Annotated in this window: 27 protein-coding genes and 1 other annotated feature; of the genes, 12 read left to right on the top strand and 15 right to left on the bottom strand. The window is 57.6% G+C overall.

Annotated elements, in window-relative coordinates; translation table 11 throughout:
* Position 1: 1 nt before the first annotated feature.
* From pheS to ACCW71_RS02365, 7 genes are all read right to left on the bottom strand, one after another.
* On the bottom strand, positions 2-985 hold the full coding sequence (gene pheS, locus ACCW71_RS02395) for a phenylalanine--tRNA ligase subunit alpha (protein ID WP_436369391.1): 984 nt from the start codon (positions 983-985) through the stop codon (positions 2-4).
* Between the two features lie 71 nt (positions 986-1,056).
* Positions 1,057-1,182, bottom strand: a sequence feature (Phe leader region).
* Positions 1,133-1,177, bottom strand: a complete 45-nt coding sequence (gene pheM, locus ACCW71_RS02390; RefSeq protein ID WP_106120997.1) for a pheST operon leader peptide PheM — start codon at positions 1,175-1,177, stop codon at positions 1,133-1,135. It overlaps the preceding feature by 45 nt.
* A gap of 118 nt (positions 1,183-1,300) precedes the next feature.
* Positions 1,301-1,657 carry a 50S ribosomal protein L20 gene (gene rplT, locus ACCW71_RS02385; RefSeq protein ID WP_003853267.1) on the bottom strand — a complete coding sequence of 119 codons (357 nt, stop codon included), beginning with the start codon at positions 1,655-1,657 and terminating at the stop codon, positions 1,301-1,303.
* 43 nt (positions 1,658-1,700) lie between these two features.
* Positions 1,701-1,898 (bottom strand): 50S ribosomal protein L35, encoded by a 198-nt coding sequence (gene rpmI / locus ACCW71_RS02380; RefSeq protein ID WP_004157374.1) that lies wholly within the window; start codon positions 1,896-1,898, stop codon positions 1,701-1,703.
* Between the two features lie 100 nt (positions 1,899-1,998).
* A complete protein-coding gene (gene infC / locus ACCW71_RS02375) occupies positions 1,999-2,550 on the bottom strand; it encodes a translation initiation factor IF-3 (protein WP_094120302.1) in 552 nt (183 codons plus the stop codon).
* Between the two features lie 3 nt (positions 2,551-2,553).
* Positions 2,554-4,482 (bottom strand): threonine--tRNA ligase, encoded by a 1,929-nt coding sequence (thrS, locus tag ACCW71_RS02370; RefSeq protein ID WP_436369389.1) that lies wholly within the window; start codon positions 4,480-4,482, stop codon positions 2,554-2,556.
* A 248-nt stretch (positions 4,483-4,730) separates the two neighbouring features.
* Positions 4,731-5,492: a DUF481 domain-containing protein gene (locus tag ACCW71_RS02365; protein WP_436369388.1), complete on the bottom strand. Its 762-nt coding sequence runs from the start codon at positions 5,490-5,492 to the stop codon at positions 4,731-4,733.
* A gap of 333 nt (positions 5,493-5,825) precedes the next feature.
* Here ACCW71_RS02365 and ghoS point away from each other — a divergent pair, with 333 nt between their 5' ends.
* Positions 5,826-6,143: a type V toxin-antitoxin system endoribonuclease antitoxin GhoS gene (gene ghoS / locus ACCW71_RS02360; protein ID WP_436369386.1), complete on the top strand. Its 318-nt coding sequence runs from the start codon at positions 5,826-5,828 to the stop codon at positions 6,141-6,143.
* Positions 6,144-6,220: 77 nt separating this feature from the next.
* Entirely contained in the window at positions 6,221-7,114 is an 894-nt protein-coding gene (locus ACCW71_RS02355; protein ID WP_436369384.1) for a fructosamine kinase family protein, read from the top strand.
* A 5-nt stretch (positions 7,115-7,119) separates the two neighbouring features.
* Here ACCW71_RS02355 and ACCW71_RS02350 read toward each other — a convergent pair whose 3' ends face one another.
* Entirely contained in the window at positions 7,120-7,656 is a 537-nt protein-coding gene (locus tag ACCW71_RS02350) for a YniB family protein (protein WP_436369383.1), read from the bottom strand.
* 157 nt (positions 7,657-7,813) lie between these two features.
* Here ACCW71_RS02350 and hxpB point away from each other — a divergent pair, with 157 nt between their 5' ends.
* From hxpB to ACCW71_RS02320, 6 genes are all read left to right on the top strand, one after another.
* Positions 7,814-8,482: a hexitol phosphatase HxpB gene (gene hxpB, locus ACCW71_RS02345; protein ID WP_436369381.1), complete on the top strand. Its 669-nt coding sequence runs from the start codon at positions 7,814-7,816 to the stop codon at positions 8,480-8,482.
* A gap of 173 nt (positions 8,483-8,655) precedes the next feature.
* The gene (gene kduI, locus ACCW71_RS02340) at positions 8,656-9,492 is read left to right on the top strand and encodes a 5-dehydro-4-deoxy-D-glucuronate isomerase (RefSeq protein ID WP_436369380.1); all 837 of its coding nucleotides are present in this window, start codon (positions 8,656-8,658) and stop codon (positions 9,490-9,492) included.
* 17 nt (positions 9,493-9,509) lie between these two features.
* Positions 9,510-10,271, top strand: coding sequence for a 2-dehydro-3-deoxy-D-gluconate 5-dehydrogenase KduD (gene kduD, locus ACCW71_RS02335; RefSeq protein ID WP_436369379.1), 762 nt, complete (start codon positions 9,510-9,512; stop codon positions 10,269-10,271).
* Positions 10,272-10,411: 140 nt separating this feature from the next.
* Positions 10,412-11,002, top strand: coding sequence for a metal-dependent hydrolase (locus ACCW71_RS02330; protein ID WP_436369378.1), 591 nt, complete (start codon positions 10,412-10,414; stop codon positions 11,000-11,002).
* A 151-nt stretch (positions 11,003-11,153) separates the two neighbouring features.
* On the top strand, positions 11,154-12,545 hold the full coding sequence (locus ACCW71_RS02325; RefSeq protein ID WP_436369376.1) for an L-cystine transporter: 1,392 nt from the start codon (positions 11,154-11,156) through the stop codon (positions 12,543-12,545).
* A gap of 190 nt (positions 12,546-12,735) precedes the next feature.
* Positions 12,736-13,125, top strand: a complete 390-nt coding sequence (locus tag ACCW71_RS02320; protein WP_436369375.1) for a DUF6515 family protein — start codon at positions 12,736-12,738, stop codon at positions 13,123-13,125.
* A gap of 59 nt (positions 13,126-13,184) precedes the next feature.
* On the opposite strand, the gene osmE is transcribed toward ACCW71_RS02320, so the two are convergent.
* Entirely contained in the window at positions 13,185-13,520 is a 336-nt protein-coding gene (gene osmE / locus ACCW71_RS02315) for an osmotically-inducible lipoprotein OsmE (protein WP_111139102.1), read from the bottom strand.
* A gap of 293 nt (positions 13,521-13,813) precedes the next feature.
* Here osmE and ACCW71_RS02310 point away from each other — a divergent pair, with 293 nt between their 5' ends.
* The 4 genes from ACCW71_RS02310 (at position 13,814) to cho (ending at position 17,838) form a co-directional block, all read left to right on the top strand.
* A complete protein-coding gene (locus ACCW71_RS02310; RefSeq protein WP_436369374.1) occupies positions 13,814-15,016 on the top strand; it encodes a multidrug effflux MFS transporter in 1,203 nt (400 codons plus the stop codon).
* Between the two features lie 118 nt (positions 15,017-15,134).
* The gene (gene nadE, locus ACCW71_RS02305; RefSeq protein WP_436369373.1) at positions 15,135-15,959 is read left to right on the top strand and encodes an ammonia-dependent NAD(+) synthetase; all 825 of its coding nucleotides are present in this window, start codon (positions 15,135-15,137) and stop codon (positions 15,957-15,959) included.
* A 60-nt stretch (positions 15,960-16,019) separates the two neighbouring features.
* Positions 16,020-16,910 carry an aromatic amino acid DMT transporter YddG gene (gene yddG / locus ACCW71_RS02300; protein ID WP_436369371.1) on the top strand — a complete coding sequence of 297 codons (891 nt, stop codon included), beginning with the start codon at positions 16,020-16,022 and terminating at the stop codon, positions 16,908-16,910.
* 67 nt (positions 16,911-16,977) lie between these two features.
* Entirely contained in the window at positions 16,978-17,838 is an 861-nt protein-coding gene (gene cho / locus ACCW71_RS02295) for an excinuclease Cho (RefSeq protein ID WP_436369370.1), read from the top strand.
* Between the two features lie 73 nt (positions 17,839-17,911).
* On the opposite strand, the gene spy is transcribed toward cho, so the two are convergent.
* The 6 genes from spy to ACCW71_RS02265 all read right to left on the bottom strand — a co-directional run bounded on the left by spy (position 17,912) and on the right by ACCW71_RS02265 (position 24,791).
* The gene (gene spy / locus ACCW71_RS02290; RefSeq protein WP_436369368.1) at positions 17,912-18,409 is read right to left on the bottom strand and encodes an ATP-independent periplasmic protein-refolding chaperone Spy; all 498 of its coding nucleotides are present in this window, start codon (positions 18,407-18,409) and stop codon (positions 17,912-17,914) included.
* A gap of 296 nt (positions 18,410-18,705) precedes the next feature.
* The gene (gene astE, locus ACCW71_RS02285; protein WP_436369367.1) at positions 18,706-19,701 is read right to left on the bottom strand and encodes a succinylglutamate desuccinylase; all 996 of its coding nucleotides are present in this window, start codon (positions 19,699-19,701) and stop codon (positions 18,706-18,708) included.
* A gap of 50 nt (positions 19,702-19,751) precedes the next feature.
* Entirely contained in the window at positions 19,752-21,080 is a 1,329-nt protein-coding gene (gene astB / locus ACCW71_RS02280) for an N-succinylarginine dihydrolase (protein WP_436369366.1), read from the bottom strand.
* Complete coding sequence (gene astD / locus ACCW71_RS02275) at positions 21,077-22,546, bottom strand: succinylglutamate-semialdehyde dehydrogenase (protein ID WP_436369364.1); 1,470 nt, start codon at positions 22,544-22,546, stop codon at positions 21,077-21,079. The genes astB and astD overlap by 4 nt, the downstream gene beginning before the upstream one ends.
* The gene (astA, locus tag ACCW71_RS02270; protein WP_436369363.1) at positions 22,543-23,574 is read right to left on the bottom strand and encodes an arginine N-succinyltransferase; all 1,032 of its coding nucleotides are present in this window, start codon (positions 23,572-23,574) and stop codon (positions 22,543-22,545) included. The genes astD and astA overlap by 4 nt, the downstream gene beginning before the upstream one ends.
* A complete protein-coding gene (locus ACCW71_RS02265; protein WP_436369362.1) occupies positions 23,571-24,791 on the bottom strand; it encodes an aspartate aminotransferase family protein in 1,221 nt (406 codons plus the stop codon). The genes astA and ACCW71_RS02265 overlap by 4 nt, the downstream gene beginning before the upstream one ends.
* Positions 24,792-25,204 lie beyond the last annotated feature (413 nt).

Below are 25,204 nucleotides of genomic sequence, written 5' to 3'. Positions count from 1 at the left end.
CTTACTTAAATTGTTTGAGGAAACGTAAATCGTTTTCGAAGAATGCACGCAGATCGGTTACGCCATAGCGCAACATGGTCAGACGCTCCATGCCCATACCAAAGGCGAAACCGGAGTAGACTTCCGGGTCGATGCCGACATTGCGCAGCACATTAGGGTGCACCATGCCGCAGCCCAGCACTTCCAGCCATTTGCCGTTTTTGCCCATCACATCCACTTCAGCGGAGGGTTCGGTGAACGGAAAGTAGGAGGGACGGAAGCGGATCTGCAAATCTTCCTCGAAGAAGTTATTCAGGAAATCGTGCAGCGTGCCTTTGAGGTTGGTGAAGCTGATATTCTTATCAACAATCAGGCCTTCCATCTGGTGGAACATCGGCGTATGGGTCTGATCGTAATCGTTACGGTAGACGCGGCCCGGCGCAATGATGCGGATTGGCGGCTGCTGAGCCTTCATGGTGCGGATCTGCACGCCTGAAGTCTGGGTACGCAGCAGGCGCGTGGCGTCGAACCAGAAGGTGTCGTGATCGGCACGTGCCGGATGGTGGGCCGGAATATTCAGCGCATCGAAGTTATGGTAGTCATCTTCAATTTCAGGCCCGGTGGCCACCATAAAGCCCAGCTCACCGAAAAAGGTTTCGATTCGGTCAATGGTGCGGGTCACCGGATGCAGGCCGCCATTCTCAATGCGACGTCCTGGCAGAGAGACATCGATGGTCTCCCCGGCCAGACGCGCATTCAGTGCCGCCGCTTCCAGCGCATCTTTGCGCGCGTTCAGGCGCTCAGTCACCTGCTGTTTAGCCTCATTGATCACCGCGCCAGCGGCGGGACGATCTTCTGCTGGCAGCTCGCGTAAGGTGGTCATCTGTAGTGTCAGATGTCCTTTCTTACCCAGATATTCGACGCGCACCGCGTCAAGGGCGGCGATGTCTGTCGCCCCGTCGATGGCCGCCGTGGCGCTGGCCACCAGTTCTGCGAGTTGGGACATAATTTCCTCTTTTTCCAGTCAGGCTGGTCAGTTCTCGTTGGGACCTGCCGGTCCAATATAGTTACGCCAGAAACAAAAAAGCCTCCACGAGGGAGGCTTTTAGCGCGATTTTTCGTTTCTTTTCTTATGCGCAAAAGCCCCCGGATGTCAGGCGCTAAAGTAAAAAAAGAAACGGAAAATAGCAGCATTCATGCTTGCGGTTACCTTGTCATCATACATGATGGGGTCTATTGAAATGCGCGGGGACAAAAATGTCAATCTTTTGCTGAGCTTACGGGCAATAAAAAAGGGAGCAAGCTCCCTTTTTCATCTGACTTACGCCAGTGCTGATTTCGCTTTTTCGACCAGTGCAGAGAATGCCACTTTGTCGAATACCGCGATGTCAGCCAGGATCTTACGGTCGATCTCAATGGCTGCTTTTTTCAGACCATTGATGAAACGGCTGTAAGACATGCCGTTCTGACGTGCCGCTGCGTTAATACGCGCGATCCACAGCTGACGGAACTGACGCTTACGCTGACGACGGTCACGGTAAGCATACTGACCAGCTTTGATAACAGCCTGGAAGGCAACGCGGTAAACACGTGAACGTGCACCGTAATAGCCTTTAGCTTGTTTTAAGATTTTTTTGTGACGTGCGCGAGCAACTACACCACGTTTTACACGAGCCATTTAGCTCTCCTGTTTAATATTCTGAATGAGTTAAAAAATTTACTTATGCGTACGGCAGGCAGGCAATAACCAGACCCAGATCGCCTTTAGACACCATGCCTTTCGGACGCAGGTGACGTTTACGCTTAGTAGATTTTTTAGTCAGAATATGACGCAGGTTTGCGTGTTTACGCTTGAAGCCGCCAGAAGCGGTCTTCTTGAAGCGCTTAGCCGCGCCACGTACAGTTTTAATCTTTGGCATTTTAAAAAATATCCACTTCGCATTGTTGATAACATGACCCAGACAGGCGAACAGCTAACCGCACAGCGCGAACGCTGCGCGGCCGGTGTTACTTGAAAGCCTACTGTTTCTTCTTAGGAGCGAGCACCATGATCATCTGGCGGCCTTCGATCTTCGAAGGGAAGGATTCGACAATGGCCAAATCCAGATCTTCACACAGGTCTTTACGGACGCGGTTAAGCACTTCCATACCGATCTGCTGGTGCGCCATCTCACGACCGCGGAAACGCAGCGTGATTTTGGCTTTATCGCCTTCTTCCAGAAAGCGAATCAGGTTGCGTAGTTTGACCTGATAGTCGCCATCATCGGTTCCAGGACGGAATTTGATTTCCTTAACCTGAATAACTTTTTGCTTCTTCTTCTGTTCCTTAGAAGATTTGCTTTTTTCATAGAGGAACTTGCCGTAATCCATGATGCGGCAGACCGGCGGTTCGGCGTTCGGGCTGATCTCAACTAAGTCAGCACCCGATTCCTCGGCTTTTTCCAAAGCTTCGCGTAATGTGACAATGCCAATCGGCTCGCCATCCATGCCTGTTAAGCGCACTTCAGTTGCACGGATTTCACTGTTAATTTTGTTCGGTCGCGTTGGTAGTACTCGTTTTCCGCCTTTAATACTTTATTCCTCCAATTGGTGAAGATTTCGGCTGCGAACCTCTTGTTGCAATTTCTCAACAAACAGATCGACATCCATCGTCCCAAGGTCTTTACCACGGCGGGTGCGAACGGCCACTTTGCCAGCTTCCACCTCTTTATCACCACAGACCAGCATATAAGGGACGCGACGTAATGTGTGCTCGCGGATTTTAAAGCCTATCTTCTCATTTCTCAAGTCTGCTTTCACACGAATGCCAGCATTCTGCAACTTACGTGTTAAAGACTCAACATATTCTGCTTGTCCGTCGGTAATATTCATTACCACGACCTGCAACGGTGCCAGCCAGGTTGGGAAGAAACCGGCGAATTCTTCGGTCAGAATACCGATGAAACGCTCCATTGATCCCAGAATGGCCCGGTGAATCATCACTGGCGTCTGACGATCGTTGTTTTCACCCACATAGGTTGCTTCAAGGCGTTTTGGCAGGGAGAAGTCTAGCTGAACTGTTCCGCACTGCCAGGCGCGATCAAGACAATCGTATAAAGTGAACTCAATTTTCGGTCCATAGAACGCACCTTCGCCTGGCTGGAACTCAAACTCAATATTGTTTTCGTTCAGCGCGGCGGCCAGATCTTCCTCGGCGCGATCCCACATCTCATCCGTACCGATACGCTTCTCAGGACGGGTGGATAATTTCACCACAATCTTTTCAAAGCCAAAGGTGCTGTACATGTCATAAACCATGCGGATACAGCTGTTGACTTCGTCACGCACCTGCTCTTCCGTACAGAAGACGTGCGCATCATCCTGGGTAAAGCCACGCACACGCATCAGGCCGTGCAGCGCACCCGATGGCTCGTTACGGTGACAGCTACCGAACTCGGCCATACGCAGCGGCAGGTCACGGTAGGACTTCAGACCCTGATTAAAGATCTGCACATGCCCAGGACAGTTCATCGGCTTAATGCAATATTCACGGTTCTCTGAAGAGGTGGTGAACATCGCTTCTTTGTAGTTTTCCCAGTGCCCGGTTTTTTCCCACAGCACGCGGTCCATCATGAACGGACCTTTCACTTCCTGGTACTGGTACTCTTTTAACTTGCTGCGGACAAACACTTCCAGCTCGCGGAAGATGGTCCAGCCGTCGTTGTGCCAGAAGACCATACCTGGCGCTTCTTCCTGCATATGGTAGAGGTCGAGCTGCTTGCCAATCTTACGATGGTCACGCTTCGCCGCCTCTTCCAGCCGTTGCAGATAGGCCGCCAGCTGCTTTTTGTCTGCCCATGCGGTGCCATAAATACGCTGCAACATTTTATTGTTGCTGTCGCCGCGCCAGTAGGCGCCGGAGATTTTTTGCAGCTTAAAGTGGTGGCAGAACCGCATATTCGGCACGTGCGGACCGCGGCACATGTCGACATATTCTTCGTGATGGTACAGGCCAGGCTTATCGTCATGGCTGATGTTTTCATCAAGAATGGTGGTCTTGTAAACTTCACCGCGCGCGGCAAACACGTCACGCGCTTCCTGCCAGCTGACCTTTTTCTTCACCACATCGTAGTTGGTTTCCGCCAACTGATGCATGCGTTTTTCCAGCAGGTCGATATCTTCCTGGGTCAGCGTGCGATCAATATCGACATCGTAATAGAAGCCGTTATCAATGACCGGGCCAATCGCCATTTTGGTGTCTGGCCACAGCTGCTTAATCGCGTGCCCTAACAGGTGCGCACAGGAGTGACGGATAATTTCCAGACCGGCCTCATCTTTAGCGGTGATGATCGCCACGGCGGCATCTTCGGTGATGGGATCAACCGCATCAACCAGTTCACCGTTAACCCGACCAGCAATACAGGCTTTTGCCAGGCCAGGACCGATGTCCAGCGCAATATCCATCACACTGACCGGGCGGTCAAACACGCGCTGGCTGCCATCAGGAAGCGTAATTACAGGCATTTCATATCCTTATTTGCAGTGGTAAGCCACACGAAAGCCTACATGCAACATAAATGTAAATTTAGTGACCTGGCGTGCTATCAGACCCACATTGTCGGAATGTCGCCAGGATTGCAGTGCGGTGCCGATGATAGCAGTTTTCCCCGGTGAGAAAAACCCATCCCTTTTTCGCTAAGCTCTGGAGAGATCAAAAAAAAGCGGCCCGACAGAGTGTCAGGCCGCTGTAGATGCCGCAGGCAAAAGTGCGCTTACATCGCGTAAGAGAGCATCACCGAGGTTTTGGTGTCGGTGCGATCTGGCGCAGACTCTGGCGGATTGTTGTTCCAGGTCACGTTGTAAGCCAGCTTCAGCGCAAAATGGCTGTTGATTGCGACCTGCAAGCCGGTTTCAGAGTTCACGGTGGTATCTTCACCAAAGCTGCTCAGCACTGAAACGCCCTGCACAAATTTGGTGGTGTCGGTCAGCTGCCACTGGTAGCTGATGGCGCCGTAGCCCAGCGCTTTGGTTTCATGGCCGCCGTCATGGAAATCGTCATAGCGGACACCCGGACCAAATTCCGCACGCAGTGAGTGCACCGGACCATTCAGAATCTGGCGACCGTAACCGGCGGTCAGCACGTCACGGGAATCATAGCCGTTGAAGCGATCGCTTAACCAGCTCGCCTGACCAAACAGGTAGTCATAGGAGTTCAGGTTATAACGTGAACGGCCACCGATATTGTAGGTCTCGGAGGAGCGCTCATCATTGGATGAGGTATTGGCCGCGTTACCCCACAAGCTGTATGCCATTGAGGACTGATACCAGGTCATGTTGGTCTGAGCGGTCAGGGATGAACTGGTGGTATTACCGGTTTGCGCCAGATAACCTGCGGCGGCAGAGCCTTCAAACGGTTTCTTCGCCGTAGAAGGATCATCCATGGAGGTAAAAACGGCGTTATCAGCCAGTGCCTGGTGACAAAACGCTCCGGCGGAGAGCAAAAGAACAGCAGACAGCTTGTTATAAGCTTTCATTTAATGTGATCCGTGCGACAGTTTAGAAAAACGGAGAGTCTGAAGAGTTTTACCGGGCAATCAATCCAATTTACGGTAAGTTTTGTAAAAAATTATTAACCCGCCAGAAAAGCGTGGTATTACCCTGACAATCCATGTTAATTGGGACTTCTCTGATTAACCTTATAGCTACAAATACAAGGCGACAGCGCGCATAAACCGCCCGTTACCGCGCTGGCTATTTACCCGATTTTACCTGCCGTGTCACCTGCTTTACTCACCTCCGGCCGATAACTCGCTGATTTTTTCACCATAGTCTACGCTCAGTTCAGTTTCCCTTGCCGGAGGTCTGTTATGAGCAACCATTCGTTAACCCGCTATATCGTTACCTTTCGCTACCCGGAATCGGGCTTGAGTGACATTCTGGAGCTGACCGGCGCAATGACCGCCGCAGGTTTAACCACCACGCTGACCGATGAGAGCGGTCACCCCCATGAGCTGGGTACTAACAGTTTTGGCATGGTCACTACGCTGGACGCCGATGAAATTCAGCATCAGATGATCGCCGCCGGGGAGAGCGCGCTGGGACAGAAACCAGAGGTGACAATAACCACGTTTGAGCAGTTCCTGCGCGATGCGGACGACCAGCGTCCGGTCACGCCACCCGAATAAACGGAGATTCACGCTGGTTTTGGTGAATATTTACGCGCTACAATCGAACTTACGCAGCGAATAACGAGGATAGCCCGATGTGGTCAGCCATTAGTCGTCTGTTAAGCGAGCAGTTAGGCAACGCCGAAATCACCCAGCGTCGCGCCCTGGCGGGTGGCGACGTTCATCCCACCTGGCATATCCGCTACGGTGATCATGACATCTTCGTCAAAAGTAACAGCCGCGAGATGCTGTCGCTGTTTACCTGGGAAGCTGACCAGCTCGCCCTGCTGGCGCGCACCGGCACCGTCCGCGTGCCAAAGGTTTATGGTGTCGGCCACCATCGCGAAGAGAGCTTTCTGCTGCTGGAGTATATCGAACCTCAGCCCTTTGATGAGCAGAGTGCCTGGCAGCTCGGTCAGCAACTGGCGCACCTCCATCAGTGGAGTGAGCAGCGGCAGTTCGGTCTCGATTTTGACAACAACATCACTACCACGCCCCAGCCCAACAGCTGGCTGCGCCGCTGGTCAGTGTTTTTCGCCGAGCAGCGTATTGGCTGGCAGTTGCAGCTGGCCGCGGAGAAAGGCATTCACTACGGCGACACTGAGCTGATTATCGCCGCGGTCCAGCGGGTGCTGGCTTCGCATCATCCCCAGCCCTCTCTGTTGCATGGCGATCTCTGGCCAGCCAACTGCGCCAGTAGCCACGACGGCCCCTGGCTGTTTGATCCCGCCTGCTACTGGGGCGATCGCGAATGCGATCTGGCGATGCTGAGCTGGTATCCCGATCTGCCGCGCCAGATTTATGAGGGGTATCAGGCTGTCTGGCCGTTACCGGATGGATTTTCGCAGCGTCTGCCGGTTTATCAGCTCTACTACCTGCTGAACCGGGCCAACGTGTTTGGCGGGCACTGGCCGGACGATGCGCTGTTCGCCATCGGCCAGTTGCTGGATGAGGATGCGCTCGGGCTCAGTCAGGCCAGACCGGCCTGACGGCGTCAGATAAAGCCCAGTAGCGACAGCACAAAGTAACCCGCCACCGCGATCACTACCGGCAGAATGTAGAGCGGGAAAATCTGTAAAAAGATGGTGTGGCGTGGCACGCGCACCTTCTCTTCCAGCTGCTGACGGCTGCGTCCTTCACTGCCTTTCGCCTGCTCCAGAATCATCTGATCCTCGATGCCCTCTTTGATGTGGCGCGCCTGACGGCCCATGCGTGCGCCTGAAGACTCCAGCGCCAGCCCGACAAAAATCAGGATGTAGATCAGCCAGAAGCCGATGTTCATCTGGCCGTGAAATTCAGGCACCGGAGAGTTGTGCCAGAAAACATTAAGAAACGGCGTGTTAAAGCGGAGCATATCGACAATCACGTGGACAAAATCGAGCATCACCGCGTCGATGCCAGGCTGCTTCTCGCTGTGCTTAAACATAAAGCTCAATACCGAAATAATGGTCGAGAGCAGCGCCACTAAAAAGAGCGCCCAGCCCGCCACACGCTTGAGGATGGCGATACGGCCAGCCTGTTGATAGGTCATGATGTCTCCTGAACCTGGAATCCAATTTGCCGTCAGTCTACCTGCCAATAGTGAAATTTCCCAAATAAAGCGTGGCTGAACCGCACGGGCCCTGTCGCGCTGCGCACCCGCAGACAAAGATGGTAAGGTAAGCCCGACGTTTAAAAGGAGACGCCTGATGCCCTATCACCGCCCTGTTCTTGCCGCCCTGTTTGATATGGATGGATTACTGATCGACTCTGAGCCGTTATGGGACCAGGCTGAGATGGATATTTTTTCGACGCTGGATGTGGACCTGTCGCGGCGCAGTGAAATGCCTGACACCCTCGGCCTGCGCATCGATCAGACGGTGCGCATGTGGTACGAAACCCTGCCGTGGCAGGGCCCCAGCCAGCAGGAGGTCACCGATCGCATTATTGCGCGCGCCATGACGCTGGTGGCGCAGACGCGGCCACTGCTGCCGGGCGTGGAAACCGCGCTACAGCTCTGCCGTGAGCATAACCTGAAAATCGGTCTCGCCTCAGCCTCGCCGCTGGCGATGCTGGAGCAGGTGCTGGAGATCTTCAACCTGCGTCGCTACTTCGACGTGCTGGCCTCGGCCGAGAGCCTGCCCTACAGCAAACCGCATCCGCAGGTCTATCTCAACGCCGCCGCCAGCCTGGGCATCGACCCGCTTAACTGCGTCACGCTGGAAGATTCGTTCAATGGCATGATCGCTACCAAAGCGGCGCGCATGCGCTCAATTGTGGTGCCCGCCGCCGCGCATCGTGACGATCCGCGCTGGGCGCTGGCCGATGTCAGACTGGAGAGTCTGACCCAGCTCACCCTGCCGCATCTGCGGGGATAGACGATAGCCCGCCTGGCGCGGGCTTTTTTCTGTCGCCCTGCTGCGCGGTTGATCTACTCCGCAAAAAATAAAACAACGTTTCATTTTTATTGAATTCCCATCCCGCTCTGCCTAAGATGCCAGGAGAGCCCCCATTCGGGGCGCGCATAACCTGACTTGCAGAGAGGCCCGAGATGGACGTTCGCCAAAGCATTCACAGCGATCACGCAAAACAACTCGATACCGACGCGCTGCGCCGTGAGTTTCTGATTGAAAATATTTTTACCGCCGATCACTACACCCTGACCTACAGCCACATCGATCGCATCATCGTCGGCGGCGTGATGCCGGTGAATCGGCCGGTCACCTTCGGTGATGAGATGGGCAAACAGCTGGGCGTCAGCTATTTCCTGGAGCGCCGCGAGCTCGGCATGATCAACATCGGCGGACCAGGCCTGGTTGAGGTCGACGGCAGGCGCTGGGAGGTGGGCCATGAAGAGGCGCTCTACATCGGCAAAGGCGCACGCAATCTGCTGTTCCGCAGCCTCGACCCGGCCCAGCCCGCAAAGTTCTATTACAACAGTGCGCCAGCACACAGCACCTTCCCCGACAAAAAAATCACACTTCAGGAGGCGGCCACCGCCACGCTGGGTGACGCTGCCACCTCCAACCGCCGCACCATCAATAAATTTATCGTGCCGGATGTGCTGCCAACCTGCCAGCTCACTATGGGCTTAACCAAACTGGATGAGGGCAGCCTGTGGAACACCATGCCGTGCCACACCCATGAGCGCCGCATGGAGGTCTACTTCTATTTCGATATGAGCCCGGAGAGTGCGGTTTTCCACATGATGGGCGAGCCACAACAAACCCGTCACCTGCTGGTGCACAACGAGCAGGCGGTGATCTCACCAAGCTGGTCGATCCACGCCGGCGTCGGTACCCAGCGCTACACCTTTATCTGGGGCATGGTGGGTGAAAATCAGGTCTTTGATGACATGGACCACGTCAAAATCAGTGAACTGCGCTAAGCAGAGGAGAAGCAGAAATGGTACTGAATTCGTTTGATCTTAAAGGCAAAGTGGCGATGGTGACCGGCTGTAACACCGGTCTGGGTCAGGGCATGGCGTTAGGACTGGCACAGGCGGGCTGCGACATCGTCGGCGTCAACCGCTTTGAGCCTGATGAAACCCAGCGTAAGGTGGAAGCCATGGGCCGCCGTTTCTGGTCGGTATCGGCGGATCTGATGCGTACGGAGGGTGTGCCTCAGGTGGTTGAAGAGGCAGTCGCCGCCGCAGGCCGGATTGATATTCTGGTGAACAACGCGGGCATTATCCGTCGTGAAGACGCGCTGAACTTCAGCGAGCAGGACTGGGATGATGTGATGAACATCAATACCAAAACGGTCTTTTTCCTGTCACAGCAGGTGGCGCGGCAATATATCGCGCAGGGCAGCGGCGGCAAGATCATCAACATCGCTTCGATGCTGTCGTTCCAGGGGGGTATTCGCGTCCCCTCCTACACCGCCTCTAAAAGCGCCGTGATGGGCTTAACCCGTCTGATGGCCAACGAGTGGGCGAAACATGGCATTAACGTGAACGCTATCGCCCCAGGCTACATGGCCACCGATAACACCGAACAGCTGCGTAAAGATCAGGCGCGCAGTGATGAAATCCTCGGACGCATCCCGGCCGGACGCTGGGGCGTACCGGATGACATGATGGGACCGGTGGTCTTCCTGGCCTCCTCAGCCTCTGACTATGTGAATGGTTACACCCTGGCCGTCGATGGCGGCTGGCTGGCACGTTAATCGTTCTGGCGGACAGCGTTAGCGCGCTGTCCGCTTTGTTAAAGAAATTCACTCTTCGTTACAGCGTCACATGTTCTCATTCACTGGATAAATCCCTATACTGGATGCATTGACAGTTTTCTTTGCAACCAGGTTCTATCATGACGGGCGAAGGCCACATCATTTTTGCCATTGCCAGTGCGATTTTTGCTAAACGTGCTGAGCTGACACCGGTGCTGGCGCAGGCCGACTGGTGGCATCTTGTTCCCTCAGCCCTGCTGACCTGCCTGCTGCCCGACATCGATCACCCAAAATCTCTGCTGGGACAACGGCTGCGCTGGATCTCCCATCCGATTGCGCGGGCGTTTGGCCATCGGGGCTTTACCCATAGTCTGCTGGCGGTGGCGGCGGGCCTGTGGCTGTTTCAGATCAACCTGCCCAAAGCCTCACCGATTCCGGCTGACGTGTTGCAGGGGCTGACGCTCGGCTACCTCAGCCATATCGTGGCCGATATGCTGACCCCGGCAGGCGTGCCGCTGCTGTGGCCCTGCCGCTGGCGCTTCCGTCTGCCGATCCTGCGCAGCCAGAAAGGCAACCAGCTGGAACGGGCATTATGTCTCGGACTGGTGGGCTACGCGCTCTGGTTTCCGGTTGGCTTGCCCTCTTTTGGTGCCAACGGCTGGCCAGCTCAGCTGTTCGATACGCTACAAAATGGCGTCGGAAGGTTGATTTCCAGCCATAGTGCGCAATAAAGCAGCGTAACGCGCTATTTAGTTATAACCCATGCCATTTGGATATAAGGCACCCTCTCCGCCTGCTGTTACCATTCCTGCTGTCTTAATTCGTGATTAACATTATGCGGCCTTCCTGACCGGGAAGGCCGCATTACTCTGGAGTTTCGGTATGGATCTTCCTCTTACGCTCAATATCCTGGCCTTTGTGGTGCTGCTGCTCTTGCTCGCGCGCTTCAGCCGCCAGAACTGGAGTCTGTCGAAAAAAGTGCTGACCGGTCTGGTGATCGGCGTGCTGTTCGGTCTGGTTTTACAGCTGATCTACGGCGAAAACAGCGAGGTGGTCAAAGCCTCTATCAGCTGGTTTAACATCGTGGGTAACGGCTATGTCCAGCTGTTGCAGATGGTGGTGATGCCGCTGGTGTTTGTGTCGATTCTGAGTGCGGTAGCGCGTCTGCATAACGCCTCGTCGCTGGGAAAAATCAGCGTGCTGACCATTGGCGTACTGCTGTTTACCACCGCGATTGCGGCGCTGGTCGGCGTGTTCGTTACCGGGCTGTTTGGCTTAAGCGCCGAAGGGCTGGTGCAGGGTGTGCAGGAAACCGCGCGCCTGAGCGCCATTCAGAGCAACTATGTCGGCAAAGTCGCTGATCTGAGCGTACCGCAGCTGCTGCTCTCCTTTATCCCGAAAAACCCGTTTGCCGAGCTGACCGGTGCTAACCCCACCTCGATCATCAGCGTGGTGATTTTTGCCGCCTTCCTCGGCGTGGCCGCGCTGCAACTGCTGAAAGATGATGAAGTCAAAGGTCAGCGGGTGATCGTCGCCATCGATACCTTACAGTCGTGGGTGATGAAGCTGGTGCGTTTAGTGATGAAGCTGACCCCCTACGGTGTGCTGGCGCTGATGACCAAAGTGGTTGCCGGTTCTAACCTACAGGACATCATCAAGCTGGGCAGCTTTGTGGTCGCCTCTTATCTGGGTCTGGCGATCATGTTTGCGGTGCACGCTCTGCTGCTGTCGCTGAACGGCATTAATCCACTGCGCTTCTTCCGTAAAGTGTGGCCGGTGATTACCTTCGCCTTCACCAGCCGCTCCAGTGCTGCCAGCATTCCGCTGAGCGTTGAGACCCAGACCCGTCGCCTGGGCGTGCCGGAATCGATCGCCAGCTTCTCCGCCTCGTTTGGTGCCACTATTGGTCAGAACGGCTGTGCCGGTCTCTATCCGACCATGCTGGCGGTGATGGTCGCACCAACCGTGGGGATCAACCCGTTTGACCCACTGTGGATTGCCACGCTTGTCGGTATCGTCACCCTGAGTTCAGCTGGCGTGGCCGGTGTCGGTGGTGGCGCTACGTTCGCCGCGCTGATTGTCCTGCCCGCTATGGGTCTGCCGGTGACGCTGGTGGCGCTGCTGATCTCCATCGAGCCTCTGATCGATATGGGCCGTACCGCCCTGAACGTTAACGGTTCGATGACCGCTGGCTCCCTGACCAGCCGCTGGCTGGGCCTGACCGACCGGCGCGTTCTGGAGAGTGACGAGCAGGCTGAACTGGCGCATCGTTAATCGCTGTAAAACCTGGCGCGCCCGCGCCAGGTTCCTCCTCCCCCATTTATTCTCCACAATCCCGCCGTATCATGGCGACGTCGTTAAGAAAGCGTTAAGCATGGTAAACAGGCGAAAATTCGCCGTTTTAGCGCTTGTCTTTGGCCGCTAAAAAGCCAATTCTGCCTCCATCTGAAAAGGAGGAGCGCCTATGAAAAAAGTTATCGCCTCGCTGCTGGCGTTAGCTCTGTTAACGCCAGCTGCGGTTTTCGCTCATCCCGGCGACTGGGGTCCACATGGCGGCTGGGGTCCACACGGTGGCGGTCCGCGCTGGGGGGGTCCCGGACCGGTGCGTTTTTTACCTGAGGCGGCCACCGCGGTATTGATTGGCGGATTGACCTATTACCTGCTGAACGGCAGTTATTATCAGCGTCACGGGGAGGAGTATGTGGTGGTAGAGCCGCCCGCTGGGTCACCGGTAAGCAATGAGATGCGGGTGCTCGACTTTAACGGCAAACGCTTTTATGTGCAGGAGGGCCACTACTACCAGCGGCAGATTAACGGTGATTACGTCGAGGTGCCGCGTCCGGCCGGATTGTAGTCAGACGCATAACGAAAAACGGCCCGTCATCTGACGGGCCGTTTGTTTATCTGGCGGGATTACTGCTGAGCCTGCGGGTCAGTGTCATATTCCGCACAGCTCTGGAAACCGTAGTTCATCACCCGGCCGGTATCGTTGTAGCTGACGAAGTAGGTCTGAGCCTTACCGTCGCGCTGACCCAGCACGTAAGTCTGGCAGGTGCCGCGCGCGTGAACCATGGTGATTTCAGTCGAAGGCGCACCCGCGATCTGACGAACCTGATCGCGCGTCATGCCTTTTTTAACATCCTTTACCACAGGCTTAGTCACGTAGCTCTCAGCACGATCGTAAGTCGTACAACCAGACAGTGCAGCCAGCGTCAGCGCCGCAGCGATACATCCCATCACTTTATTCATCTTGTTGTTCCTCATTGATTGTCCATGTGAAAAATAGCCTGGAACATAAATCCAGAATAATCAAGTTTATGGCGAACTTTTAATGCCTTCGCCACTGTCAGGATTCAGTAAAGAAGGCTGTTTTACCGTCAGCGGCACCGTATAATTGCGGCGGCTCTGGCACGCTCTGGCCGCCCGTTTTCAGCAACAGGCTGGATGCGCGCCTCTGACGCAGGTCACGCTGATTCAGGCGCGATGGGTGCTTCAGGCTTAGCCGCACGCTATTTCCCCACTATTTACGATTCCGAGGCTCAATGACCCCTGCACACTCCAACCGGCTGGTTTACGCCATTACGCTGGGCCTGCTGGCCGCACTTGGCCCGCTCTGTATCGATCTCTATCTGCCTGCTCTGCCGCAAATGGCGCAGGATCTGCAAACCGAAACCGCGACTGCACAGCTGAGCCTGACCGCCGGTTTGCTGGGCCTGGGGCTGGGTCAGCTGGTGTTCGGGCCAATGAGTGATAAGTTTGGCCGCCTGCGTCCGCTGACGCTGTCGCTGGCGTTGCTGTTTATCGCCTCAATGGGCTGCGCCCTGTCGCAGAGTATCGACCAGCTACTGCTGGCTCGCCTGTTTGAAGGCTTAGCCGGCGCGGGGGGTGCCGTGCTGTCGCGCGCGATTGCGCGGGACATGTACAGCGGCCATGAACTGACACGCTTCTTCGCGCTGCTGATGCTGGTTAACGGATTAGCGCCGATTGGTGCGCCGGTGCTGGGTGGCATTCTGATGGCGGTGGTCGACTGGCGCGGCATCTTTATGGTGCTGGCGGCTATCGCCGTGCTGCTGATTTTCCTGGCACGCTGGAGGCTGCATGAAACGCTGCCAGAGGCACGCCGCAGCAATGGCTCGCTTTTTTCCGCCTACGCCGCGTTAGGTCAGGTGATAACCCATCGCTCATTCATGGGCTTCTGTCTGACCCAGGGACTGATCATGTCCGGGATGTTCGCCTACATCGGCGCGTCACCCTTCGTGCTGCAACAACTTTATGGCCTGTCACCCCAGGCGTTCAGCTTCTGCTTTGCGGCAAACGGCATCGGGCTGGTGATTGCTTCCCAGACCAGCGCCCGCCTCTGCCCGTTATGGGGTGAATATCGGGTGCTGAAAGGCGGGCTGACGCTGGCCTTTGTCGCCTCCAGCCTGCTGCTGCTGGCCGCGCTGACCCGGGCTCCGTTACCCCTGCTGCTGGTCGCGCTGTTCTTTACCGTCGCCAGCAACGGCGTCATCGCCACTACCGCCTCGTCGCTGGCGATGCAAAGCCAGGGCCATCGCGCCGGCAGCGCCTCGGCGGTGATTGGCGTCACGATGTTTACCCTGGGTGCCCTTACCGTGCCGATCACCGGCATCGGCGGCACCTCGGTGCTGAGCATGTGCGCCACGATTTTTGGCTGCTTTATGACGGCGATCCTGGTGTTTATCCTGCTGGCTAAAAAACCGCAGCCGCCGCTGAAAACTGTCTGATTTCGCGGCGGTTAGCGGAAATCATCTACCGGTTTGGCTTGTTGTTTTCGCTGAGGCACGTTAGCTTTAATAATACGTTCGCATCGAGCCGACAGGCCACTGACCTGAGGAGAAGTTCATGTCATTGCAGCAGGAAATTATTGAAGCACTGGGGGTGAAACCCACTATCGACGCCGACCAGGAAGTGCGCGTCAGCATCGACTTTCTGAAAGCCTACCTGAAACGCCACAGCGGCCTGAAAACCCTGGTGCTGGGGATTAGCGGCGGTCAGGATTCCACCCTGGCGGGTGCGCTGGCGCAGCGGGCAATCAGTGAACTGCGCGAAGAGAGCGGCGATAATGACTACACCTTTATCGCCGTACGCCTGCCCTATGGCGTGCAGGCTGATGAGCAGGATTGCCAGGACGCGCTGGCGTTTATCAAGCCCGACCGTTCGCTGGTGGTGAACATTAAAGAGTCGGTGCTGGCCAGCGAACGCGCCCTGAAAGAGGCGGGCATCACCCTCTCCGACTTTGTGCGCGGCAACGAGAAAGCGCGCGAGCGGATGAAGGCGCAGTACAGCATCGCCGGGATGACCAAAGGGGTGGTGGTCGGCACCGATCACGCGGCGGAAGCCGTCACCGGTTTCTTCACCAAATATGGCGACGGCGGCACCGACATCAACCCGCTGTTCCGCCTCAACAAGCGCCAGGGCAAAGCGCTGCTGAAACATCTGGGCTGCCCTGAACATCTCTATCTGAAAAAACCGACCGCCGACCTGGAAGATGACCGGCCGGGCTTGCAGGATGAGGTCGCGCTGGGTGTGACCTATGAGATGATCGATGACTATCTGGAAGGCAAAAGCATCGATCCAGACAGCGCCCGTATCATCGAAGGCTGGTATCAGAAAACCGAGCATAAACGTCGCCCGCCGATCACGGTCTTCGACGACTTCTGGAAGTAACACTGCGCCTCGCCTGCTCAGACAGGCGAGGTTCTATTCACCCTCTCTGTTGATAGCTGCATGCCTGCCACCGTGACACGCGCCACCCTAATCGGTCTGATCGCTATTCTGCTCTGGAGTTGCAGCGTTGGCCTGCTGCGCAGCGTCAGCGAAGCCTTTGGCGCCACCGGCGGCGCGGCGCTGATCTACACCACCACCGCCCTGCTGCTCTGCCTCAGCCGCGGTCTGCCGAAACCAGGCGCGATGCCCGCCATCTATCTGTGGCTGGGCGGCGCGCTGTTTGTCGGCTACGAAATCTCTCTGGCGCTGGCGATAGGGCTGGCCAGCGATCGCAGCCAGTCGCTGGAGCTGGGGATGATTAACTACCTCTGGCCCTGCCTGACCATTGTGCTGGCTATTCTGTTTAATCAGCAACGCTGCCGCGTCTGGCTCTGGCCGGGCGTGGCGCTGTCTCTGCTGGGGATCGTCTGGGTGATGAAAGGCGACGGCAGCGCATCGCTGGCGATGCTGTGGCAAAACCTGCTGCGCAATCCCACCGCCTATACGCTGGCGTTTATCGCGGCCATCACCTGGGCGCTCTATAACAGTGTGACCCGCCGCTACGCCCGCGGGGCGAACGGGGTGACGCTGTTTTTCATCCTGACCGCGCTGGCGCTCTGGCTGAAATATGCGCTCAGCGATCCGCCTGCGGAGATGAGCTTCCGGCTGGTGCCGCTGCTGGAGGTGCTGTTTGTCAGCCTTTCCACCGCCATCGCCTACTCCGCATGGAATCACGGCATTCAGCATGGCAATCTGACCCTGCTGGCCAGCGCCTCCTATTTTACCCCGGTGCTGTCGGCGCTGCTGGGATCGCTGTGGCTCGGCCTGACGCCGACGCTGACCTTCTGGCAGGGCGTGGCGATGATCACCCTGGGCTCGCTGATCGGCTGGCTGGCGACGCGGCGGCAGTAACCTGACCGCTGGCGATCATTTCGCCTGCCTGTTATGCTGTATGGACAACCAGTAAATGGAGTCCATCTTGGTCAGACGTGCTGCCACGCATCGCCTCGACGTCGACGCGAATGCGATTTATCAATATCCCGAACACCTGCGTGAATGGCTGGAAGGCCTGCCGAACCATCCCGGCGTCTATACCTTCCACGGTGAAAGTGAGTCGCTGCCGCTCTATATCGGCAAAAGCGTCAATCTGCGTTCGCGGGTGATGTCCCATTTCCGTACCCCGGACGAGGCGAAAATGCTGCGCCAGTCACGGCGCGTCAGCTGGATCCCCACCGCGGGCGATCTCGGGGCGCTGCTACTGGAAGCGCAGATGATCAAAACCCAGCAGCCGCTGTTCAATAAGCGCCTGCGAAAAAATCGTCAGCTCTGCTCATTGCAGATTACCGACGGCAAACCGAATGTGGTCTACGCCAAAGATCTCGATTTCAGCCAGTCGCCCAATCTGTTCGGGCTTTATCGCAGCCGCTTTGCCGCACTGGAGCGTCTTAAACAGCTCGCGGATGAGTATCAGCTCTGTCACGGTCTGCTGGGGCTGGAAGCGCTGAGCGCGGGGCGCGGCTGTTTCCGCTCGGCGCTGCGGCGCTGTGCCGGGGCCTGCTGCGGCAAAGAGCCGGTCAGCGATCATCAGGATCGGCTGCTGGAGGCGCTGGAGAATGTGCGGGTCTTCTGCTGGCCGTGGCAGGGTGCCGTGGGTCTGGTGGAAGAAGGCAAGCAGATGACCCAGATCCACGTCATCGACCACTGGTTCTATCTGGGCTCGGTCAACAGCATGGAAGAGGCGAGAAAACTGCAACGCCCGAAAGGCGGCTTTGATCACGACGGCTACAAAATCCTCTGCCGGCCGATTCTGTCAGGCGACTATCCGATTCTGCCGCTATAAAAAAACCGCCGACGCTGCCCACTCACACTCAGTGGACAACGCCGGCGGTCTCAGATCCTCAGCTTAGCCGGACTTATTCAGCCGGTTCCGCTGGCGGTGCCATTTTGCCTTCATGCGGACCTTTCTCAGTCAGACGCTTTTCAAAGTTAGCGTTGTACTGTTTCTTCTGCTCTGGCGTCAGCACGTTATAGAGCTTGTTCTGGGTTTCCAGCATCTTCAGCGCATGCTCTTTCGCATTGGCGGACATTTTTTCTGCCTGCGCTTCAGCTTTGCTCTGGTCGAAACTGTCAGACGCAATGATGCTGTGAGCCGCACGACGCTCATCCAGCGATGGGCGTTTCATCTCTTTGTGGCTCTCTTTCATGATGTCGCGCATCTGAGTTTTCTGCGCTTCGGTCAGGTTCAGACCTTTAAACATCATCATCTCCATGCCGTGACGCATCGGCGGTTTATGCATCGCTTTCTCGCTGCCCGCCGGTGGTGGGGTCAGGTTATCAGCAGCAGCATGGACGGCGCTGGCTGCACCAAACGCCAGCGAAGAAGCCAGTAAAAGGGAAGTCAGTTTGCGCATAATCGTGTCCTTATAATTCATGATAATGACGACAGCACTCTGTCGCGTCTTCGGAAACAAGCATACGACGCTGAACGTCAACTACTCAGAGCCTGAGTAAAGCCGTGAAAGCATAAAAGATAGAAATCGGTCAATCATGAAGAGAATAAGAAGAAAGGCGTGAGGAATTGCAAAACTTTATGAATTTACAGCGGATTTGGCAGAAATCATGGAGGAGTGTAAGGGTTCTGACAGGAAAGCGGAAGATGATCTTCCGCTTTTCGGGCTGATTTTTGACGACGACTAAGGGATCAGGGTCAGACCGGCAGCGCCTGGGTCTGCTCCCCCTCTTCAATCAGCATCAGACCGGCCCGCAGCCCGGCGGCGACGTTGGGATTGGGAAACAGCACATACTCCCGCGCCTGCTGCACGTAGTAGCGCCTCTCGCCCTCTTCGGCCAGCAGCGTGCCCTGGGGAAAGGCGGTGAAGTTGAGCGTTTCCGCCGACATATGCAGCCGGAAGTGGTCACTCAGCCGGGTGATCTGCTGCGCCACCCGATAGTGTCGCGGCTTTCCTTTGGCCACCGGCAGCGGCTCGCCGTAGAGCAGCGCGGCCAGCGCCTGCTGCGCAGCGCTGAACTGCGTGAGATCGTTAGCACCAAACGGCAGCGCTTTGCCCAGCTCCAGAGTGCAGCTGGCTGCGCCGAAGTGCTCACAGCTGAAGTGGGTAAAGGTGCCGCCCGGCGAGCGATGGAACACCAGCGCCTTCAGTCCGGCAGCGGCCAGCCAGTCGAGAAAAGCGGGCGGCCAGGGGCGGTCGCTGTACGGCATCACGCCGAACTGAGGATGATAAGAGCCACGGATGGCGGTGTGCATATCAAGATGCCAGCGCGTCTCGTCACACTCACCCAGCTGCCAGAAGGTCTCCAGCGCCTGCTCCAGCCGCAGCACGCGCCGGGCTTCATCGCCATCATCTATCTGCTGCCAGCGTCCGCCAAACAGCCGGTTGATGTCGTAATGTACATAACGTTTTCCGGCGCGCAGCGCCGAGGGATTCCCGAGGATCACCAGCATCCGCTGCTGCAACGGCTTTTCGCCGCGCAGCAGCGGATTAATCAGCTGATTCACTATTTCCACCGGGGCGGTTTCATTACCGTGAATTCCGGCGGAAAGCACCAGCGCCTGTTTAACCGGCACCGTCGGCTCCATCAACAGGATGCCGTGATACAACCACTGCCAGCGAAGATGCGCCGTTTCACCACTACGCTGACGCGGCGCCTCGCCGGAGAGCGTTTGCTGTAAAAAGTCCTGCATCGTTCCTCCTGTTTGCCTGAAACCGGCGGCCGTCACTGCGGCCGCCCGCTTCACTGCTGAAATGCATACACATTTCCTAAGTCTAGCAGCTTCGTCAGTTCATCCAGCGCCTCGCGTCCCTCGCGCAGCAGCTGGGGGTCGGCCAGATCGGCCTGCGTCAGGCGATCGCGGTAGTGGCGGTCCACCCAATTATTCAGGGTGCTGAAGAGCTGATCGTTCATCAGCACCGCCGGATTCACCGCCTGCTGCTCCTGTGGCGTCAGCACCACCCGCAGACGCAGGCAGGCCGGGCCACCGCCGTTATACATGCTTTCGCGCAGATCAAACACCTTCAGCGCCTTCAGCGGGCCATCGCCCTCGACCTGTTCACAGAGGTAGCGCCAGACGCCAGGATGCTGGCGCGACTCTTCCGGCAGCACCAGCAGCATGGTGCCATCAGGACGGCTCAGCAGCTGGCTGTTAAACAGGTAGGTCTCTACCGCGTCCTTCACCGACACCCGGTTTTCCGGCACCTCCAGCGCGATAAAGCCCGGCACCCGCGCCCGAAGCTGCGCCAGTAAGCCGGGCTGATCGACAAACGCCTGCTGATGACAGAACAGCATCTGCTGGTTACTCACCGCTATCACATCATTGTGAAACACACCCTGATCGATTACCGCCGGATTCTGCTGCGCGAACAGCACGCTCTCCGGCGAGAGCTGATGCAACCGGGCGACCGCTTCGCTCGCCTCACGGGTCTGCCGCGCCGGATAGCGCTGCGGAGCCCTGCCCTCATGGCTGCTGTCGCGGCCATAGACAAACAGTTGCACGCCCCGCTCGCCATAGGCGCCGCCCAGCCGGTTATGGTTGGCCGCCCCTTCATCGCCGAACATCGCCACCTGCGGCAGCGCGTCGTGCACCGCAAAATGGCGAGGGTCGCGGAAAATCGACCGCAGCAGCCAGGCGGTTTCCGGGGCTTCTATCGCCCGGTGGAATTTGTTGTTCAGGTTGGCCACCGTCAGGTGAACCCGGCCATCCGCGCTGTCCGCTGACGGAGAGACCGTGGCGGCGTTGGCGACCCACATCGCCGAGGCGGAGCTGGCCGCCGACAGCAAGCCTGGGGCGGTTCTGGCGGCAGCGGCCAGCACCTGCTCATCGCTGCCGCCAAAGCCAAGCTGACGCAGCACCGCGATATTGGGCCGCTCATGGGGCGGGATCACCCCCTGAACGTAGCCCATATCGGCCAGCGCTTTCATCTTCAGCAGCCCCTGTTTTGCCGCCAGACGCGGGTTGGAGGGTTGCAGCTGATTGCGGGTCGAGGCTTCGTTACCAAACGACAGCCCGGCATAGTGGTGGGTCAGCCCCACCAGCCCATCAAAGTTCGCTTCTGTGGCTTTCATGACGCTGCCTCCGGCGATGAGAAGTCGAGGCCTGGCGACAGCGTCGCGGGCAGGGTCAGATCCGGCGTCTCCAGCGAGGCCATCGGCCAGGCGCAGTAGTCCGCCGCATACCAGGCGCTGGCGCGATGGTTGCCCGACGCGCCAATCCCGCCAAACGGCGCGGTGCTCGCCGCGCCGGTCAGCGGTTTGTTCCAGTTAACGATACCGGCGCGCGCCTCAAGCAGCAGCTGCTCAAACTGCGGACGGGAGGGCGAAATCAGCCCGCATGAGAGGCCGTAGCGCGTCTGATTAGCCAGGGGTATCGCCTCGTCGTAGCTGTCATAGCGGATAACGCCGAGCAGCGGGCCAAACACCTCTTCATCCGGGATGTCCGGCACGCCGGTTAAGTCGATAATGCCCGGCGTCAGAATGGCGCTGTGGCGATCGGGCCAGCGCATCGCCAGCAATACGTTGCCGCCCGCCTCGACCCGCCGTTGCCATTCAGCGAAAATCTTCTCTGCTGCACCGGTCGAGATCACGCTGCCCATAAAGGGTTGCGGTTCAGCGTCCCAGGCCGCCGGTTGCAGCCGCCCCGCCACCGCCACCAGCCGCTGTAAAAAGGCATCACCGGCCGCGCCGCGCTTCACCAGCAGACGACGGGCGCAGGTGCAGCGCTGACCGGCGGTAATAAAGGCTGACTGCAAGGCGATATGCACCGCCGCGTCGGGGTCAGCCGGATCTTCCACAATCAGCGCGTTGTTGCCGCCCATCTCCAGCGCCAGCATTTTTTCCGGCTGACCGGCAAACTGACGATGCAGCTGATAGCCGGTGTGTGCGCTGCCGGTAAACAGCAGGCCGTCGATCTGGCTGTTGGTCGCCAGCGCCTGACCGGTCTCACGGCCGCCCTGCAACAGCGCCATCACTCCGGCGGGCAGCCCCGCCGCCAGCCAGAGCCGCACCGTTTTTTCAGCGGTCAGCGGCGTCAGCTCACTGGGTTTAAACACCACGCAGTTGCCTGCCAGCAGCGCCGGGACAATATGGCCATTAGGCAGATGACCGGGGAAGTTATAGGGGCCAAACACCGCCAGCACGCCGTGCGGACGATGCCGCAGCGAGCTTTCGCCTTCATGCTGCTCACCGGTGCGGCTGTGGTACGCCTGCACCGAAAAGCCAATTTTATTGATCATCGCGCCCACTTCGGTCAGGGCTTCCCAGCGCGGCTTGCCGGTTTCACGGGCGATGGTCTCCGCCAGATCGCTCTTGTGCGCCTCCAGCTGCGCCGCAAACTGCTCTATCAGCGCCTGGCGTTCCGCCAGCGGCCGTTTTGCCCAGGCGGGAAACGCCGCGCGCGCCGCGTCACAGGCCGCCGTCACCTGCGCGGCCGAAGCGGCCTGGCCCTGCCAGAGCAGCTCGCCGCCGACCGGGTTGGTTTTGCTCAGTGTCTCAGCCTCTCCCGCCAGCCACTCTCCATTAATCAGGTGCGTCATGCTGTTTTCTCCTCTTTGCAGAGCGTCACGACCCGCAGGCTGTCGCCCGGCTGGCAGTGCAGCGCCCGCATCTGTTCATCCGTGAGCCGCACGCTGTCACTGCCGGCCTCTGCCGGTATCAGCGCCACACGGAATTGACGGTAATGGTTATTGGCGACCAGACAGAGCGGCGCATCCACCGGGTTTTCGCCGCGTTCCGCGCCGCACAGGCGGCTTTTGCGCACCGCCCGGATGCGATCGATGTCGCACTCCAGCGTCGGGCCACCATCAAAGATGTCGACATAGTTGAGGTAGCGGAACCCCTCCGCCTCCAGTACCGCCCGGGCGGGGGCGGTTTTCGGGTGAACCTGGCCAATCACCGCCTGCGCTTCGGGCGTCAGGTAGTCGATGTAGAGCGGATGTTTGGGCATCAGCTCGGCGATAAAGGATTTCTGGCCGGTGCCGCTGAGGAAATCCGCTTTACTGAACTCCATCGAGAAAAAACGGCTGCCGACGCTGTCCCAGAACGGCGAATGGCCCTGCTCATCGCTGACGCCGCGCATCTCAGCCACCACCCGATCCATAAAGCGTTCCCGGAAGTTAGCCATAAACAGAAAGCGTGACTTCGACAGCAGATAGCCGTTTTTGCCGTCACGGTAATCGGGATCGAGAAACAGGGTGCAGAGCTCGCTGCTGCCGGTGTGATCGTTACTCAGCGACAGGGTCGGCAGCGCGGCGTAGACATTCAGCTCTTTTGAAGCGTGAACCTGGGTGCCGACGCGAAAGTTGTACCAGGGGTCCTGTAGGCCGACCGCCACCTCAATGGCACAGATCCCCACCGCACGGTTATCCTCGCTGTCGGCCAGCACAAACACGTAGCCCTGCTCGGCGCGCGGCAGCGAATCCTGCCAGGTTTGCAGCGATCGATCGATACGCGCCTGCAAGGTCGCGCTATCGGCCGGCAGTGAAGTCAGCCCGCCGCCGGTTTTACCGGCCAGCGCCAGCAACTGGCTTAAGTCATCGCGTTCAACCGGACGGATTACCATCATGATGTCGACCCTCGTACCAGGCTTTCACACACCTCGGCGAAGCGCGCCATACCCAGCTTCACCTCCTGCTCACTGATATTCAGCGCCGGGGCGAAACGCACCACGTTGGCACCGGCAATCAGCACCATCACGCCCATTTCGGCGGCCGCCAGGTTGATCTGCTTCGCTTTACCGGCAAAATCGTCGCTGAGCACCGCACCAATCAGCAGACCCAGACCGCGCACCTCTTTAAACAGATGCAGGCGCTGGTTAATCTCATCCAGAGCTTCAACAATCCACTGATGACGCTGCGTGACCCCCGCCATCAGCTCCGGCTGGTTGATCAGCTCCATCACTTTACCCGCCACCGCCCCGGCCAGCGGGTTGCCGCCATAGGTGGTGCCGTGGGTGCCTACGCCCATCACCAGCGCCAGATCTTCGCGGGTCAGCATCGCGCCGATCGGGAAACCGCCACCCAGGGCTTTGGCGCTGGTCAGCACATCGGGGGTGACGCCGTAGTGCATATAGGCATAGAGCGAACCGGTGCGGCCCACGCCGCTCTGCACTTCATCAAAAATCAGCAGCGCCTGATGCTTATCGCACAGCTCACGCAGCCCGCGCAGGAAAGCCGGTTCGGCAGGCAGCACGCCGCCTTCGCCCTGAATCGGCTCGACAATCACCGCGCAGGTCTGGTCATTAATCAGTTCCGCCGCCGCCGCCAGATCGTTAAACGGGGCGTGCTGGATTTCCGGCGGCAACGGTGCAAAATCTTTTGAGTAAGCGGGCTGCCCCCCGGCTGACACCGTAAACAGCGTGCGACCGTGAAAGGCATTTTTGAAGGCCACAATGCCGCTTTTATGCGCGCCAAACCGGTCGTGTGCCACCTTGCGCGCCAGCTTCAGCGCGGCTTCATTGGCTTCCGCCCCGGAGTTACAGAAGAAGACCCGGTCAGCGAAGGTGGCGTCGATCAGCTGTTTCGCCAGCCGCAGAATCGGCTCATTGGTATAGCCATTACCGGTATGCCAGAGCCGGGCGGCCTGTTCCTGCAACGCCTGCTGTAACGCCGGATGCGCATGGCCTAACGCATTAACGGCGATGCCACCGGCTAAATCGATATAATCTTTGCCATTCTGGTCCCAGACGGTGGAGCCTTCCGCGCGCACCGGTATAAAGGTCGCAGGGGCATAAACCGGCATCATCCATTGATCGAAATCGTGACGTGAAACGTGCAGTGCCATAACTCACTCTCCTGCTTTCCCGGCTGGGTAAAGCTTTTGTTTTAAAATTGTTAAAGGATGTTGTAGAGCAGCCCTACTCTAGATTGCAGTTAACGTGCCAGCCAGCGAAATAATGCATAAAATCGGCATCACAACGAAATATCAATAAGTTACAACGAGGCGCTATTCACTTATTTTGCATATATAGTGAATAATTGTCTGATTGCAGCGCCAGCGCCGGGTTTTAAACAGCAGAATTATGCATTCGCGGCAGGAAATATCGCTTTTGTGATCGCTGATAAACTATCTGTCCAGAATGGCTCAGGCGTTGCCCTGTTTTAGCGCAGATTGCCTTCAGCGGGTGCAATCAGCCCAGTGGCGATCGGCGGCACCCGCCGGTCAGCAGGGGGAAGGATTTAACAAAATGTTTTCAT

It is taken from the genome of Pantoea sp. C2G6, from assembly GCF_051336815.1.
Taxonomy (GTDB): domain Bacteria; phylum Pseudomonadota; class Gammaproteobacteria; order Enterobacterales; family Enterobacteriaceae; genus Pantoea.
The sequence above is the reverse complement of the archived record's forward strand: the minus strand, read 5'-3'. Positions and strand labels throughout refer to the sequence as shown.